This is a genomic window from Arthrobacter sp. TE26545 (assembly GCF_056279005.1).
In genome coordinates, this window is the sequence record NZ_JBWBQM010000001.1 from 2306938 (window position 1) to 2322876 (window position 15939).

Genomic DNA, 15939 nt, shown 5'->3' on the forward strand with positions numbered 1-15939 from the left:
CCGCTGATCGCTCAGCTGGCGGCTGCGCTGGTCCTTCTAGCTGGCGGCCGCTCTGGTCGTTCAGATGGCGGCTGCGCCGCGTTCTCCGGTGCGGACCCGGACTGCCTCGTGGACGTCCACCGTCCAGACCTTGCCGTCGCCGGCGCGTCCGGTGTTGGACGAAGCGATCAGGACATCGAGGATGTCGTCGGCCTGCTCGTCCGTGGCCAGTACTTCGATGCGGATCTTCGGAAGGAGATCAACGTTGTACTCGGCTCCCCGGTACACCTCCGTGTAGCCGCGCTGGCGGCCGTATCCGCTGGCCGCGCTGACCGTCAGTCCCTGGACGCCGTAGGCCTCGAGGCCTTCACGGACAGCCTCAAGCTTCTCCGGACGGACAATCGCGGTGATGAGCTTCATGCCTGGACACTCTCCTTGCTTGCAGTGGTGGCTTCGGTGGTTTCTTCGGCCTCGGCGGGAGCCGCCTTCTTGCCGGTGATCAGTTCGTGCAGGGGCTGGAAGCTGCCGCCGTGTCCGCCGACGCCGAATTCGTAGGCGGTTTCGGCGTGCAGGCTCAGGTCCGCACCGGCAATTTCCTGACGCTCGGAGATGCGGAAGCCCATGATCTTGTGGATCGGGTACGCGATGATGAACGTCATGACCGCGGTGAAGGCGATCGAGGCGAGCGCCGCGAGTGCCTGCGCCACGAGCTGGGTGGTGCCGCCGCCGTAGAAGAGGCCTGCCGCGCCCTGGGTGGGGGTGGCGAGGAACCCGATGGCCACGGTGCCGATGACACCGGAGACCAGGTGGACACCCACAACGTCCAGCGAGTCGTCGTAGCCGAGCTTGAACTTCAGGCCGACGGCGAGGGCCGAGGCCACGCCGGCCACCGCGCCGAGGGCGATGGCGCCCAGGGGGGAAACGTTCGCGCAGGCCGGGGTGATGGCCACGAGCCCGGCAACCACACCGGAAGCCGCGCCGAGCGAGGTCGGGTGGCCGTCGCGGATGCGTTCCACCACGAGCCAGCCGAGCATGGCAGCAGCCGGGGCAACGAGAGTGTTGATCCAGATCAGGCCGCCCTGCTCCACCGTGGCGGCGGCACCGGCGTTGAAGCCGAACCAGCCGAACCACAGGATGGCAGCGCCGAGCATGATCAGGGGCACATTGTGGGGGCGGTGGTTCGGGTCCTTACCGAAGCCCTTGCGGTTGCCGATGATCAGCACGAGGATCAGGCCGGCGACACCGGCGTTGATGTGCACCACGGTGCCGCCGGCGAAATCGATGACCGGGGCAAAGGTCTGGCCGAACCAGCCATCAGCCGAGAAGAGGCCGCCGCCCCAGACCATGTAGGCCATGGGCGCGTAGACCAGGGTTGCCCAGATCGGGGTGAAGAGGGTCCAGGCCGAGAACTTGGCACGGTCGGCGATGGCGCCGGAGATCAGCGCCACGGTGATGATGGCGAAGGTGGCGGCGTAGCCGACCTTCAACAGATCGGCCGGTTCGGTGAAGTTGTGAAGGCCGAAGTGGCTGAAGGGGTTCGCGAAGATCTGGAAGAAGTTGTCCTTGTTGCTGGTGGACATCGAGGCGCCCCACAGGACCCAGACAATTGCCACGGTGCCGATGGCGATGAAGCTCATCATCATCATGTTCAGGGCGGCTTTGGCACGGGTCATGCCGCCGTAGAAGAATGCCAGGCCCGGGGTCATGAACAGCACGAGTGCCGCTGCGACCAGGAGCCAAACGAGACCGGCGGTAAATTCCATGGTCTGCGTCCTCTCTGCTTGTGCGGCCAATGCCGCCTGTACCAACGCCGTTTGCGTTCTACACAAAAGTTTCAGCTCGCCGTGTTTCGCCCGCGCGGGATTTAGATTGCGCGCCTGTTACAAGAACTTCCCAAAGGTAAATGGTGCATATCCTGCGCGTTACAGCGATGTTTCGCGGCTCACACCCGGCAGTCGGAATCATCGGCCCACGCCCTTTGTTACCTTGGAAGCACCGTCCTGAAACCCCACCGATTTTGAGGTCCGCCGCTGCATGCGTGAAACAACCCGGGAGCCCTCCACCGGTTCCCACACCCCGCTCCGGCGCCCCGCGCTGCCCCGCGACATCAAGGTCATGTTGCTGGCGGCGTTCCTGATCGCCCTCGGCTTCGGCCTGGTGGCCCCGGTGCTGCCGCAGTTCGCCACCACCTTCGACGTGGGCGCTACCGCCGCGGCGGTCATTGTGAGCATCTTCGCCTTCATGCGCCTTGCCTTCGCCCCGGCCGGCGGCGCCCTGATCGGCAGGCTGGGCGAGCGCACCGTGTATGTGTCCGGCCTCCTGATCGTGGCGGTCTCGACGGCGGCCTGCGCCTTCGCCCAGGACTACTGGCAGTTGCTCATCTACCGCGGACTCGGCGGCGCCGGCTCGGTGATGTTCACCGTGGCGGCAATGGGTCTGTTGATCAGGCTCGCGCCGCCCGAAAGCCGTGGCCGGGTGTCAGGTGCTTACTCCTCGGCGTTCCTGCTGGGCAGCGTGCTCGGTCCCGTCGTCGGAGGCCTGCTGGCCGGTTTCGGGCTGAGGGTGCCATTCCTGGCATATGCCGCGGCGCTCGTCCTGGCTGCGCTGCTGGTCCGGTTCCAACTCGGGGCCCGCCCATCCGCCGCAACGGAAGGCGGGACCGCCGGCCCCGCGATGCCGTTGCGCGAGGCGCTTGGCAATCCTGCGTACCGGGCGTCGCTTTTCTCCGGCTTCAGCAATGGCTGGGCAGTATTCGGGGTCCGCATGGCAACGGTGCCGCTGTTCGCCGTCGCGGTTCTCCAGGCAGGCACCGCGTCCGCCGGCTGGGCCCTTGCGGTCTTCGCCGGCGGCAATGCCGTGGCCCTGAGCTTTTCGGGCCGCCTCGCGGACCGGATCGGGCGCAAGCCGCTCATCAGCGCCGGCCTGGCGCTGACCGGGCTCGCGACGGCGTCCATCGGCCTGACGGACAACCTGACAGCTTTCCTGCTGGTCTCGGCAGTGGCCGGTTTCGGGTCCGGGGTGCTCAACCCGGCCCAGCAGGCCGCCGTCGGCGACATCCTCGGACAGGGACGCTCCGGCGGCAAGGTGCTGGCCACATTCCAGATGGCTGCCGACGCCGGCGCGATCGTCGGCCCGGTCCTGGCCGGCGTGCTCGCGGACGCCTTCGGTTACGGCTGGGCGTTCGCCGCGACCGGAAGCCTGCTGCTGCTTTCTGCCTTCTGGTGGCTGGCCGCGCCGGAGACCCTGCCCGGGCGCCGGGCGGCGTAGCGGGAAGAGCGCAAGGACGCCGAAAGGCCCGCAACAAAATCGTCTAGGCTGGCTCAAGGACCAATCCCACCGCTTCCCGGAGGTACTTCACCGTGGCCACCCATGACCACCTGCCAGGCGGCGGGCAAGCCGCCGACCGACGACCACGACGCAACAAGGCCCGCAAGGGCAGGGTGGTGGCCCTGGCGGCTGCGGGTGCCCTGGTGGCCGGGGCGGCGATCGCCGTGCCGTTCGCCCTGAACGCCCAGCAGCCTGCTCCCCCGGGCGGAAGCGTCGCCGTGCCGAGCCCGGCACCGAAGTTCACGAAGCAGGCAGGGGTGAACTACTACAAGCAGCCCGGCCCGCAGGCCACGGCAACCCGCCCGGTGGCCCCCATGACGGTCAACGTCTCGGCCTCCGAACTCGGCACCTCGATCGAGGCCGGGGCCGTCGGCCTGTCGCTCGAAGCCACGGACCTTGCCGATCCCTCCCTGGGTTCCGCCAACGCCGATCTTGTGGCCACCCTCAAGGGACTGGGCAAGCCGCTGCTGCGTTTCGGCGGCAATGCCGTGGACAGACGCTTCTTCTGGACCTCTTCGGGCGAAGCCATGCCCGGCGACCGCCAGGGCGACAAAGCCCACCCGGCCCGCACCGTGACGCCCAAGGACCTTGAACGGGTCAAGACCCTCGTGGACGCCATTGACGGCACCGTGAACCTGACAGTGGACCTTGGCCATTACGATCCCGCCCGGGCCGCGGACATGAGCAGGCATGCTGCCCGGATCTTCGGCAAGCGGCTGGTGGGCCTCACGATCGGCAACGAACCGAACGGCTACCCCAACAACGGCCTGCGCCCCGGAAGCTGGGGCATTCCCGATTACCTCAACGAACTCAAGGCCTACGCCGAAGCGATCAACTCGGCGGCGCCCGGCGTGCCCATCATCGGGCCCGGTACGTATTCGGAAGCCTGGTGGAAAGCCTTCGCCGGCTCCCCCCTGCCGCAGCAGCGCATCATGTCCTTCCACTACTACCCGTTGTCCAGCTGCTCGGGCAGCGAACCCGGGGACCAGCCGACCCTGGCGAACCTGATGAGCGACTACATGCATCCCCGGGTGCGGGACTACGACCGGAGGGCTATGCAGCCTGCGACGGCCGCAGGCCTGGAGACCTGGCTCACGGAGACCGGCCCTTCGGCCTGCCCGGGTTCGAACCCGACCACCAAGAACCACGCCTCGGCCCTTTGGTACAGCGAATTCGCGCTCAACGGGCTTCAGCAGGGCATCAAGCGGCTCGGCTTCCACAGCTCGCTGATCACCTGTGTCGGCGGCCCGCCGCTGTCCCCCATCTGCTCCGGCGGTAAATACCTGCAGCCCGATGGAGCCATCGAGGAGAACCCGAGCTACTTCGGCCTGGCGATGGTCTCGGACGTGGGCACCGGCAAGTTCCTGAAGCTGGAGCAGTCCGGCGGCGGGCTGAGCTACGCCTACGCGGTGAAGCACGCGGACGGCAGCACCAGCGTCTACATCGCCAACAAGAACGACCCGCAGAAGGACGGCCAGGCCACTGTCACGCTCAGCCTGCCCGGCAAGCCCAAGGCCGGAACCATGACGCAGATGGCCGGCCCCGGCTACACCGCCGCCGGTGCCACGGTGATCGACGGGAAGAAGGCGCTCCCGGTGGCCGACAGCAAGCGTCCCATGGTCATGGACTTCGTTCAGGGATCAAGCGTGCAGAAGTTCCCGTTGACCTCCGGAACAATCACGGTGCTGCACTTCACGTACTGACACCGAGAGCCCGGCCACACAAAAAGCCCGGCCGCACGCGGGATGATCCTGCGGGCGGCCGGGCTTTCTGCTTCGGTGCCTTAGTGCTTCGGTACCTTAGTGCTTCGGTACCTTAGTTCGGAGCGGGTGCTAGTTGAGCAGCGCGTCCACGAAGGTGTCGGCTTCGAAGGGGGCGAGGTCGTCGGGCCCTTCGCCCAGACCCACCAGCTTGACCGGCACCCCGAGCGCCTTCTGGATCGCGACGACGATGCCGCCCTTGGCGGTGCCGTCCAGCTTGGTGAGGACGATGCCGGTGATGTTGACCACCTCGGCGAAGACCTTCGCCTGGTTCAGGCCGTTCTGGCCGGTGGTGGCGTCGAGTACCAGCAGGACTTCGTCCACCTCGGCGAGCTTCTCGATGACACGCTTGACCTTGCCGAGTTCGTCCATCAGGCCCACCTTGTTCTGAAGGCGGCCTGCGGTGTCGACCATGACCACGTCGACTTCCTGCTCGATGCCGGCCTTGACCGCCTCGAAGGCGACGGAGGCAGGATCGGCGCCGTCGACGTCGGACTTCACGGTGGGGACGCCGACGCGCTGGCCCCAGGTGGCCAGCTGCTCGGCAGCGGCGGCGCGGAAGGTGTCGGCCGCGCCCAGCAGCACGTCCTTGTCTTCGGCGACCAGCACGCGGGCCAGCTTGCCCACCGTGGTCGTCTTGCCGACGCCGTTGACGCCCACCACGATCACGACGGCGGGGTGGCCGTTCTTGCGTTCGACCTTCAGGCTGCGGTCCATGGTGGGATCGACAAGCTTGATGAGTTCCTCGCGCAGCAGCGCCTTGACGTGCTCGGGGCTGCGGGTGCCCAGCACCTTCACGCGCTCACGGAGGGCGTCCACGAGTTCCGTGGTGGGTTCGGTGCCGAGGTCGGCCAGGAGCAGGGTTTCCTCGACCTCGTCCCAGACGTTCTCGTCGATCTTGTCGCTCGCAAGCAGGGCCAGCAGGCCCTTGCCGAGGATCGTGTTGGATTTGACCAGGCGGGCGCGGAGCCGCTGGAGCCTGCCTTCCACCGGGGCGGGGGTCTCGACCTGCACGATTTCGAGTCCGGCCGGCTCGTCCGCCAGCTCCGTTTCTGGTGCCTCGGCGGCATCGACGACGCCGGCCGGGGCTTTCCGTTCGTCAACGGCACCGCCGTACTCTTCCACCAGCGTTCCGCCGGCGGCCGGGGTTGCCGGATCGTTGGCATCGCGCGTTCCGGGGTACTTGGCGGCGGATTTCCGCGCCTTCAGGAGCACCGGAACCAGCCCGCCGATGACCACCAGGGCAGCGGCTATGGACAGAATAATGGGGAGGAGATCGTTCACTCCCCTAGCTTCTCATAGCCGGATGGCGTCCCGGCCCGAAAACCGTCACACCCCGGCGTCGAGCCGCTGGCTGATGACTGTGGAGACCCCGTCGCCGCGCATGGTCACCCCGTACAGCGCGTCCGCGACTTCCATGGTGCGTTTCTGGTGCGTGATCACGATCAGCTGGCTGGATTCGCGCAGCTCCTCGAAGATCGTGATGAGCCGGCCCAGGTTGGTGTCGTCCAGGGCCGCTTCCACTTCGTCCATCACGTAGAAGGGCGAGGGCCTGGCCTTGAAGATCGCCACGAGCAGGGCGACAGCTGTCAGGGAGCGTTCACCGCCGGAGAGCAGCGAAAGCCGCTTGATCTTCTTCCCGGCAGGCCGGGCTTCGACCTCGATGCCCGTGGTCAGCATGTCATCCGGGTCGGTGAGCACCAGCCGGCCTTCGCCGCCAGGGAACAGGCGGCTGAAAACATGGTCGAACTGCTTGGACGTGTCGGCGAAGGCCTCGGAGAACACCTGCTGGACCCGCTTGTCCACCTCTTTGATGATGTCCAGCAGGTCCTTGCGGCTTGCCTTCAGGTCCTCGAGCTGGGTGCTGAGGAACTGGTGGCGTTCCTCAAGCGCGGCGAATTCCTCCAGGGCGAGCGGGTTGACCTTGCCCAGGGCAGCGAGATCGCGTTCGGCCTTGCGCAGCCGCTTTTCCTGCTCCTCCCGGACGAACGGCTTTCCCGCAGGGACGGGGTTGCCGTCCTCGTCCACTTCGGCACGCAGCTCGGCCCATTTGTCCTTGCCGTCCGCCGGAAGCGGCACCGGCTGGTCGGGGCCGTAGTCCGCCACCAGCTGTTCCGGGGCCAGCCCGAGTTCTTCGACCGAACGTGCTTCGAGGGCCTCGATGCGAAGCCGCTGCTGGGCACGGGCGAGCTCGTCGCGGTGCACCGAATCGGTCAGTCCGGCCAGTTCCCGCGCCAGTGCGTCATTGCTGCTGCGCAGGCCGGCGAGTTCCTTGTCCCGTTGTTCCTTGACGGCCTCGGCATGGTCGCGGGCACGGGCGGCCAGTTCCACGGAGGCATCGATGAATCGCACGGCCTGCTCCACAGTCCCTGCCACGGCGGCAGCCCGGGCGGCCTGGGCCTTGCGGCGTTCTGCGCGGCGCGCTGCTTCCTCGCGGGCGCGGCGCTCGGCGGCGGCAGCACGTTCCAGCGACGCCGCCCGGTTGGCTGTGGCATTGAGCTGTTCCTCGGCGCTGCGCAGCCCCAGGCGCACCTCCATTTCATGGGCCCGGGCTTGGCTGGCAGCGGCGGCGAGGGCGTCCCGCTGTTCGGTGGACGGCTCGTCTTCTTCGGGGGCTTCCTGGGCCGCGGCGAGGCGCTCGGCCGCCGCCTCCAGCGCTTCTTCGGCGACGGCGATGTTCAGTTCGGCCTTTGCCAGGGACTCGGCGAGGCGGTCGCTTTCGGCGACGGCGCTGCGCAGCTGCGAGTTCAGGTGGCCGAGCCGTTCGGCGACGGCGGCGAGCCGGGCGTCGGAATCGTGCAGCTTTTCCAAAGCGGCGTCGGCGCGCTCCTGTGCCTCGGCGCGCCGGGCTTCGGCGGCGGCCAGGGAGAAGCGGCCGCGTTCGAGCCCGGCGGTGAGAGCGGCGAGGCGGCTTTCGGCGTCGTCGACGGCGGCCTGCACCTCAAGCAGCGACGGCGCATCGGCCGAACCGCCGCTGACGGTCAGCGCGGTGAAGACGTCTCCGGCGCGGGTGACAGCGGTCAGCCCGGGGTGGCGGGCGATCAGCTCCGCTGCGGCGTCCAGGCCGTCGACGACGGCGGTGCGCGCCAGCAGGACCTCCGCGGCGATGGTGTCTGCGCCGTCGCTGGAGCCGGCGTTGCTGCCGTTCCGGCGGATCAGCGCGGTGGCCCAGCGGGCCCCGTCCGGCAACGCGGGAAGCGCCGGCAACCCGCTTTCCGGCCGGACCGCCACTCCGCCGTCCGCGAGCAGCAGCGAAACCCGGCCGCCGTCGTCGTCCTTCAAAAGCTGCACGGCCGCCTTCGCGGCGTCCGCCCCCGAAACCACCACGGCGTCCGAATGGCTGCCGAGGGCTGCGGCGACCGCGGTCTCATAACCGGGTTCGACCGCGAGCATCTCGGACAGCGCACCGAGCACGCCCGCGGTGCCGGAGGAGAGCACCCGGCCGGAGCCGTCCTTGCGGTTCAGGCCGAGCTGGAGGGCATCCCGGCGGGCGGTGAGCGCGTCCCGTTCGCGGAGCTGTTCCCGTTCGGCGTTCTTCAAGGCTTCGATTTCGGCGCCGACGCCGTCAAGAAGCGCCGTGGCCTCCTCGTACTCGGCGTCGAGGCTCTCCTCGCCGTCCTCCACCCCGGCCACCTGGGATTCGAGGGCGGCGAATTCCTGCTGCGCCAGGCGGCGGCGCTCCTCCCCGGCGGTCATGGATTCGCGCAGGCGCCCGCGTTCGGCGTCGGCCGCCTCGGCCTTCGACCGCGCCGCGGCGAGCTGACCGACGAGCCGGGCGATGCCTTCGCGGCGGTCCGCCGCGGCCCGCAGCACCGACGTCAGGCGCCTGTCCTCGGCGGCGGCCAGTTCCTCGGCCTCCTGGCGAGACCGCCCGGCGCGCTCGAGGGCATCCTTGCGCGCCACAATGTCCTGTTCCAAGGCGGCCTGTTCCTCCCGGACCCGTGCCGCCTGGCGTTCCAGCTGCTCCGGGTCCCGTCCGGAGTCAGGCACCGAATCGGAGCTGCCCAGCAGGCGGCGCCGTTCGGCCGCCAGCGCCCCGAGTGCACGGAGCCGCTCGCGTGAAGCCGAGAGCTGGTACCAGGAATCCCGGGCGGCGTTCAGCCGCGGGGTGGCTTCGGCGGCGAGCCGCTCGACCTCGGCCTGGCGCTGCCGACCGGCGCCGAACTCCAGTTCCACCGCTTCGCGGCGTTCCTTCAGGGCAGCCTCGGTGGCCACGTCTTCTTCCAATGCTTCGTTGAGGCGGACGAGTTCGTCGGCCAGCAGGCGGGCCTTGGCGTCGCGGACCTCGAACTGCACAGTCTGGGCACGGCGGGCCACCTCGGCCTGCTTGCCCAGCGGCGTCAGTTGCCGCCGGATTTCGGCCGTGAGGTCGCCCAGCCGCTGCAGGTTGGACTGCATGGCCTCAAGCTTCCTGACGGTCTTTTCCTTGCGGCGGCGGTGCTTGAGGATGCCGGCAGCCTCCTCGATGAAGCCGCGGCGGTCCTCCGGGGTGGCGTGCAGGACCCGGTCCAGCTGGCCCTGCCCGACGATCACATGCATTTCGCGGCCCAGGCCGGAATCGGAGAGCAGTTCCTGGATGTCCAGCAGGCGGCAGGGTGAGCCGTTGATGGCGTACTCGGAGCCGCCGGCCCGGAACAGGGTGCGGGAAATGGTGACTTCGCTGTACTCGATGGGCAACGCGCCGTCGGCGTTGTCGATGGTGAGCGATACATGTGCGCGGCCGAGCGGCGGGCGCCCCGCCGTTCCGGCGAAGATGACGTCTTCCATCTTGCCGCCGCGCAGGGTCTTGGCACCCTGCTCGCCCATCACCCAGGCGAGGGCATCAACAACATTGGACTTGCCGGAACCGTTGGGGCCAACCACCGCAGTGACGCCGGGTTCGAAGTCGAACGTCGTAGCCGACGCGAACGACTTGAATCCCCGGACAGTCAGACTTTTCAAATGCAAGGTGGTTCGGAACTCCTCCAGTGGCAGCTTTGTGCTTCCAAATCTACTGCCCGACGCCGACAATCACCGGATTTGGGCCGCTTCAGGGGCTCTTCAGGGCCTCTTTGGAGCCGGTTCATGTCCGGCGACGGCCGCCCGGTCCGGGGCCGCCGAGCAGTTGATGTGCCTTGCTTTCGAGCCCGTCGTCGACGGCGTCGAAGATAATCGAGGCCAGCCAGACCACCACGGTGGCGAGCACCCAGCCGCTCGTACCGCTGATGGTGAAGCCGCCGGCGAACGCGGTGGTGAGCCAGAGGACGCCAAAGCTCAAGGCGAGTCCTACGACCCCGACCAGCACCTTGCGGGCCGCTTTCAAGCGTCGCGGCAGTCCGCCGTCGGGCCCCTGTCCGCCGTCCAGCCGCCGTTCATCCAGCCGACGCCGTTCATCCAGCCGCCGGAACACGGCGGAGGCGGTGCCGCGCAGCACCAGGCTGGCAGCGGTGAAGAGCAGGACCACCCAGGGGAAGCCGTTGCCGAGCCGGACGCCGGGCAGGATGGCCGCCGCCCACAAGGTGATGGCGTTGAAGACGAACGCGATCGCCGTCCGGATGGCCCAGGCTTTCATGCCCACAGTCTGCCACCGGAGCCGGTGCCGGGAAACGGAGCCGCCGGCGGGAAACGCGGCCGCTACCAGCGGCCGTTGCGCGGGCGGGGCTGGCACACCGGGCAGGTGTGCGAGGAGCGGTTCATGAACTGTTCGCGCTTGATCACGCCGGCCAGGCCCGCCTCGGCGCAGCGCCGGCAGGGCTGCCCGGTCCTGCCGTAGGCATCCAGCGAGCGGGCGAAGTAGCCGGAATCGCCATTGACGTTCACGTAGAGGGAATCGAAGCTGGTGCCGCCTGCGGCCAGGGCGTCGTTCATGACGTCGCGCGCTGCCTCGACCAGCCGCAGCGCGTCCGCCCGGCGCAGGGAGTCAGTGGCCCGGGCATAGTGCAGCCGGGACCGCCACAGTGCTTCGTCGGCGTAGATGTTGCCGATGCCGGAAATGATTCCCTGGTCCAGCAGGGCGCGCTTGAGGCCGGTCCTGCGGGACTTGAGCTTCCGGTAGAAGTCCTCGAAGGAGAAGTGCGGGTCCAGCGGATCCCGGGCGATGTGCGCGGCCTCCCCGGCGATCTCGGGCAGGGGCGTTTCCGCCAGGCCGCCGGGGCCGCCGTCGTCCGTGGGAACCAGGGAGGTGACGAACAGTCCGCCGAAGATCCGCTGGTCCACGAAGCGCAGCTGTTCGGGCATGCCGGGCGCGGGGCTTAGCCGGAGGCGGACTTTGAGGTGCTTTTCATCCGGCACCTGCGGGTCCTGCATGAGCAGCTGTCCGCTCATGCCCAGATGCGCCATCAGGGCGACGCCGGTTCCCGGGCTTTCGGGGACGTAACCGTCCATGGCGAGCGGCATCCAGAGGAACTTTCCGCGGCGGACGACGTCCAGCACCGTGGCGTGTTCAAGGTTTCCGGCGAAGTCCTCGGCGCCCAGTGCGTGACGCCGGATGGAGCGTGGATCGAGGACGTCCACCGAGGTGATGGTGCGGCCGCGCACCCAGCGGGCGAGGCCGCGGCGGACCACCTCGACTTCAGGCAGTTCAGGCATGGGTGCTCAGCTGTCGCCGGCGTTCGCCGCGGTGGCACTCAGGGTGCGCCAAGCGTCCGCCGCGGCTTCCTGTTCGGCTTCCTTCTTGGAGTGGCCGTTTCCCTTGCCGTACGTGGTCCCGTTGATCTGCAGCTCCGCGGTGAAGATCCGGGCATGGTCCGGCCCGGTGCCTTCCACGGCGTAGAAGACCGTGCCGAGCTGACGGCTTGCGGCGAGTTCCTGGATGCTGGTCTTCCAGTCGGTGCCGGCGCCGAGCGCAGCGGCATCGGCGAGCAGCGGCCCCACCAGGCGCATGACCAGCTGGCGGGCCGTCTCGATGTCGTTCGACAGGTAGGTGGCGCCGATGAGGGCTTCCATGGTGTCCGCGAGGATCGAGGATTTGTTCTTCCCGTTGGTCAGCTTCTCGCCCTGGCCAAGGTAGATGTAATCGCCGATGCCGAGCTCGCGGCCGATCACCGCGAGGGCACGGGTGCTGACGACGGCGGACCGCCTCTTGGCCAGCTCGCCTTCGGGGAGGTCGGGGTTCTCCCGGAAGAGGAAGTCGGTGACGGAGAACCCGAGGATCGAATCGCCGAGGAACTCGAGGCGTTCGTTGGTGGGGATTCCGCCGTTCTCGTACGCGTACGAGCGATGTGTCAGAGCAAGACGAAGCGTCTCGGCGTCAATGGTGACGCCGAGACGCTTCAGAAGCTCTTCAGTTGAAGACATCCTTAATCAGCCTGTATGGCGGACTTAGGCGTCTGCGACCTTGCGGCCCTTGTACTCAAGGAACAGCGCGGTGCCAGCAGAGTCGGTTACGACCTTTGCCTGGTGCGGCAGGCTGTAGACAACCTGGCCGTTCTCGATGGTCTTTACCAGGTGGGGGGCAGAAGCCTTCCACTGGGCACGGCGGGCGCGGGTGTTTGCGCGAGACATTTTCCGCTTGGGAACAGCCACGGCTATCTCATTTCTCTCTTAGACGAACACTTACTAATCAGTTTGCCGGTCAGTCTTAGCCATTTCAGCTAGGGCAGCCCAGCGAGGATCCAGGACCTCGTGGTGGTGCCCCGGCTCGTCTTCCAGGCGTATTCCACATTCGGAACAAAGGCCCTGGCAGTCTTCCCGGCACACCGGCTGGAACGGCAGCGTGGTCACGACTGCGTCCCGCAACACCGGCTCAAGATCGATTAGATCGTGCTCGACTCGACGTTGCTCTTCATCGTCTTCCCCGTCCGAAAGCTGAACGCCTTCATAGAGGAAAAGTTCTTGCACATTGACCTCAAGGTCATACGCAAGGGGATCCAGGCATCGTCCGCATTCGCCCTTGACTTCGGCGAAAGCGGTTCCGGATACCAGAATTCCTTCGTGTACGGCCTCAAGCCTCAGGTCCAGCTCGATGTCCGAGCCTTCCTGAACGCCAATGAGTGCCACACCAAGATCGCTTGGTGCAGGTACATGTTCTTTGAGTGTCCGCATGGTTCCCGGGCTGCGCCCGAGGTCCTTGACAAACAGCATCAAGGGCGAACTTGCATCTCGCTTAATGAGAACTCCTGTAGAACATATGACCGACGTACCATCTTAGCCTGAACGTCCGAAAGGACTCAAACCGGGGCCGCCGCATCGGCAGCGGCCCGAGGCACCGATCCAGCTTACCCGTTCCGGCGCTGATCCGGAGCCGACTCGCCAGCGAGGATACGCTTCAACACGGACTTAGGCACAAATTCCGAAATGTCCCCGCCCAGCTGGGCCACTTCCTTGATGAGTGTGGAGGACAGGTGGATGTAGTGGGCTTCCGCCGGAAGGAAAACCGTCTCGACGCCGGTGAGCTGGCGGTTCATCGTTGCCATGGGCAGTTCATAATCGAAATCCGAGGAGGAGCGCAGGCCCTTGACGATCGCCGTGGCGCCGCGCTGCCGGCAGTATTCGGCCAGCAGGCCCTCACCCATGGGCTCCACGATGATCCCGCGCAGCGATGCCAGGGTTTCCCGGGCCATGTCCATCCGCTCTTCCAGGGCGAAGCGGTACTTCTTGGCGTAGTTGGTGGAGACCGCCACGATCACTTCGTCGAACAGGCCAGCGGCCCGGGCGATGACTTCAAGATGTCCGTTGTGGATGGGATCAAAGGAGCCAGGGCACACTGCGCGTCTCATGCTTCGAAGCTATCGCATCCCCTGGCGGGATACCATGGCACACACCGGCGGGCCCTGCCGGATTCGAGCCACACCAGGAAGGCGGACCCGCGTGACGAGCCCCGTCCCCAGCAGCCCCCTCGCCAGCAGCCCCCTCGCCAGCAGCCAAAGCGCCCCGGTCCAGGACGCGGCGCCGTGGCAGCGGGCGGCCACCGGCGCCAACCTGCTTTCGGCCGACGGGTCACTGGGCGTGACCATCTTTGAAGAGATGACCACCCTGGCTGTGTCCACCGGCGCCATCAACCTCGGCCAGGGTTTTCCGGATGAGGACGGCCCCGCCGAGATGAAGGCGGCAGCGCAGGCGGCCATCACCGCCGGCGCCAACCAGTACGCTCCCGGCAAGGGCATCCTGGAACTGCGCGAAGCGGTCAGCGCCCACCAGGAGCGCTTCTACGGACTGGCACCGGACCCGCATACGGAAGTGGTCGTGACCACCGGCGCCACCGAGGCCATTGCCGCCTCCCTGCTCGCCTTCATCCAGCCGGGCGACGAGGTGCTCACCTTCGAGCCGTTCTACGACTCCTACGGGGCGATCATCGGCCTGGCCGGCGGCGTACATGTCACCGCTCCCCTGCTGGCCCCGGATTTCATGCCGGACCTGGACCGCCTGGAGGCGGCGTTCGGCCCGCGGACCAAAGTGGTGATGCTGAACAATCCCCACAACCCCACCGGAGCCGTGTTCCCCCGGCCCGTCCTGGAGCGCATCGTGACGTTGGCTGAAAAGCACAACGCCCTGATCGTGAGCGACGAGGTCTACGAGCACCTCACCTTCGGCGTGCCCCATATTCCCGTCGCCACCCTCCCGGGCGCCGCTGAACGGACCATCACCATTTCCTCCGCCGGCAAGACCTTCTCCTTCACGGGTTGGAAGATCGGCTGGCTCAGCGGTCCGGAACACCTGGTGGCAGCGATCCGCACGGTCAAACAGTTCCTGAGCTACAGCTCCGGCACGCCCTTCCAGGGCGCCGTGGCGGTGGGCCTGGGCCTGCCGGACACCTTCTTCGCCGGCATCGCCTCCTCACTGCAGCACAAGCGGGACATCCTCGCCGAGGGCCTGCGGGCCGCCGGACTGGGCGTCTACCTACCGCAGGGAACGTACTTCATCAACGTGGACACGGCCCCGCTGGGAATCAGCGACGCCGTCGACCTGGCGCGCAGGCTGCCCGAGCTCGTGGGTGTGGCCGCCATTCCGGTGCCCGTCTTCTGCCACCCGGAAGGGGCTGAACGTACCCGCAGCCTGCTGCGCTTCGCTTTCTGCAAGAAGGAGAGCGTGCTGCAGGAAGCGGCCTCGCGCCTGGCCACGCTGCGCGACAAGCTCCAGGCGTGAGCACCGCCGTGGGTCCGGAAGGCCGGCGCTTCCTGCGGTCCGGCGGGCAGCACGCAAGCATCGAGGCGGACGGGCTGGTGGCGGGCGCCTATGTGCTGAGCATCGGCGGGGCCGAGCAATCGCATGTGAACCTTGCCCGGCCGGAGGAAGTCTTCTACGAGTACCTGCGCCGTATCGCCAACGTGGTGGACCTGCTCCCCCCTGCCGGCGCGCCGGTGTCCGCGCTGCACCTGGGCGCCGGGGCCCTCACCCTGGCCCGCTACATCCAGGCGACACGCCCCGGATCGGTACAGTACGCCGTCGAGCTGGAACGCGAACTGCTGGACTTCGTCCTGCAGAAGCTCCCCATGCCGGAGGGCACCCTCCTGGAAACGCGGATCGGCGACGCACGCGGCGAACTTGCCGCGCTGCCCCCGGAGCTGCTGTTCGACGTCGTGATCCTGGACATCTTCTCCGGTCCGGAAGCGCCGGAGCACATCGCCTGCCGGGAGTTCTACGAGGAGGCCGCGGCGAAGCTGCGGCCGGAGGGCTTGCTGGTCATCAATGTCGGTGACGAGGCGGCGCTGACCCTGGTGCGCAGCCAGGTGGCGGCCATGCGCGGGGCAATCGGATCCGGGGCCCTGGCGGATCTGGTGGCTTTCGCCGAGTCCGGGATGTTCGCCGGGCGCTATCCCGGGAACATCATCCTGGTGGGCAGCAAGCAGCCGTGGCCCGATTCCTGGACCCAGGCCCTGCTGGCCCGCGGTCCGCACCCGGCCTCCGTGCTCCGGGGCGTGGAGTTGGATCCGCTGTCCAACTGACCCAACTGACT

General features: G+C 67.7%; 14 protein-coding genes. 4 read left to right on the forward strand and 10 right to left on the reverse strand.

The features are described from left to right. Positions 1-60: 60 nt before the first annotated feature. Together ACZ9CK_RS10420 and ACZ9CK_RS10425 are read right to left on the reverse strand one after the other, a co-directional pair. A complete protein-coding gene (locus ACZ9CK_RS10420; protein ID WP_070347556.1) occupies positions 61-399 on the reverse strand; it encodes a P-II family nitrogen regulator in 339 nt (112 codons plus the stop codon). Further along, the gene (locus ACZ9CK_RS10425; protein WP_426298148.1) at positions 396-1742 is read right to left on the reverse strand and encodes an ammonium transporter; all 1347 of its coding nucleotides are present in this window, start codon (positions 1740-1742) and stop codon (positions 396-398) included. The genes ACZ9CK_RS10420 and ACZ9CK_RS10425 overlap by 4 nt, the downstream gene beginning before the upstream one ends. A 271-nt stretch (positions 1743-2013) precedes the next feature. On the opposite strand from ACZ9CK_RS10425, the gene ACZ9CK_RS10430 reads away from it, so the two are divergent. Then, complete coding sequence (locus tag ACZ9CK_RS10430) at positions 2014-3246, forward strand: MFS transporter (RefSeq protein ID WP_426298150.1); 1233 nt, start codon at positions 2014-2016, stop codon at positions 3244-3246. 92 nt (positions 3247-3338) lie between these two features. Further along, positions 3339-5009 carry a hypothetical protein gene (locus ACZ9CK_RS10435; protein ID WP_426298152.1) on the forward strand — a complete coding sequence of 557 codons (1671 nt, stop codon included), beginning with the start codon at positions 3339-3341 and terminating at the stop codon, positions 5007-5009. A gap of 129 nt (positions 5010-5138) precedes the next feature. On the opposite strand, the gene ftsY is transcribed toward ACZ9CK_RS10435, so the two are convergent. The 8 genes from ftsY to coaD all read right to left on the reverse strand — a co-directional run bounded on the left by ftsY (position 5139) and on the right by coaD (position 13762). Beyond that, a complete protein-coding gene (gene ftsY / locus ACZ9CK_RS10440; RefSeq protein WP_426298154.1) occupies positions 5139-6350 on the reverse strand; it encodes a signal recognition particle-docking protein FtsY in 1212 nt (403 codons plus the stop codon). A 45-nt stretch (positions 6351-6395) separates the two neighbouring features. Further along, entirely contained in the window at positions 6396-10013 is a 3618-nt protein-coding gene (gene smc, locus ACZ9CK_RS10445; RefSeq protein WP_476049910.1) for a chromosome segregation protein SMC, read from the reverse strand. Between the two features lie 115 nt (positions 10014-10128). Continuing rightward, positions 10129-10617, reverse strand: a complete 489-nt coding sequence (locus tag ACZ9CK_RS10450; RefSeq protein WP_426298158.1) for a hypothetical protein — start codon at positions 10615-10617, stop codon at positions 10129-10131. A gap of 62 nt (positions 10618-10679) precedes the next feature. Then, positions 10680-11633 (reverse strand): bifunctional DNA-formamidopyrimidine glycosylase/DNA-(apurinic or apyrimidinic site) lyase, encoded by a 954-nt coding sequence (gene mutM / locus ACZ9CK_RS10455; protein ID WP_476049911.1) that lies wholly within the window; start codon positions 11631-11633, stop codon positions 10680-10682. A 6-nt stretch (positions 11634-11639) separates the two neighbouring features. After that, positions 11640-12341: a ribonuclease III gene (gene rnc / locus ACZ9CK_RS10460; RefSeq protein WP_426298194.1), complete on the reverse strand. Its 702-nt coding sequence runs from the start codon at positions 12339-12341 to the stop codon at positions 11640-11642. 24 nt (positions 12342-12365) lie between these two features. Next, on the reverse strand, positions 12366-12569 hold the full coding sequence (gene rpmF, locus ACZ9CK_RS10465; RefSeq protein WP_074590103.1) for a 50S ribosomal protein L32: 204 nt from the start codon (positions 12567-12569) through the stop codon (positions 12366-12368). Between the two features lie 33 nt (positions 12570-12602). Next, positions 12603-13127: a YceD family protein gene (locus ACZ9CK_RS10470; protein ID WP_426298196.1), complete on the reverse strand. Its 525-nt coding sequence runs from the start codon at positions 13125-13127 to the stop codon at positions 12603-12605. Positions 13128-13261: 134 nt separating this feature from the next. Further along, a complete protein-coding gene (coaD, locus tag ACZ9CK_RS10475) occupies positions 13262-13762 on the reverse strand; it encodes a pantetheine-phosphate adenylyltransferase (protein ID WP_426298199.1) in 501 nt (166 codons plus the stop codon). A gap of 91 nt (positions 13763-13853) precedes the next feature. On the opposite strand from coaD, the gene ACZ9CK_RS10480 reads away from it, so the two are divergent. Further along, positions 13854-15128 (forward strand): aminotransferase class I/II-fold pyridoxal phosphate-dependent enzyme, encoded by a 1275-nt coding sequence (locus ACZ9CK_RS10480; protein WP_476049912.1) that lies wholly within the window; start codon positions 13854-13856, stop codon positions 15126-15128. After that, positions 15125-15928 carry a spermidine synthase gene (locus tag ACZ9CK_RS10485; RefSeq protein ID WP_476049913.1) on the forward strand — a complete coding sequence of 268 codons (804 nt, stop codon included), beginning with the start codon at positions 15125-15127 and terminating at the stop codon, positions 15926-15928. The genes ACZ9CK_RS10480 and ACZ9CK_RS10485 overlap by 4 nt, the downstream gene beginning before the upstream one ends. The last annotated feature ends 11 nt before the right edge of the window (positions 15929-15939 follow it).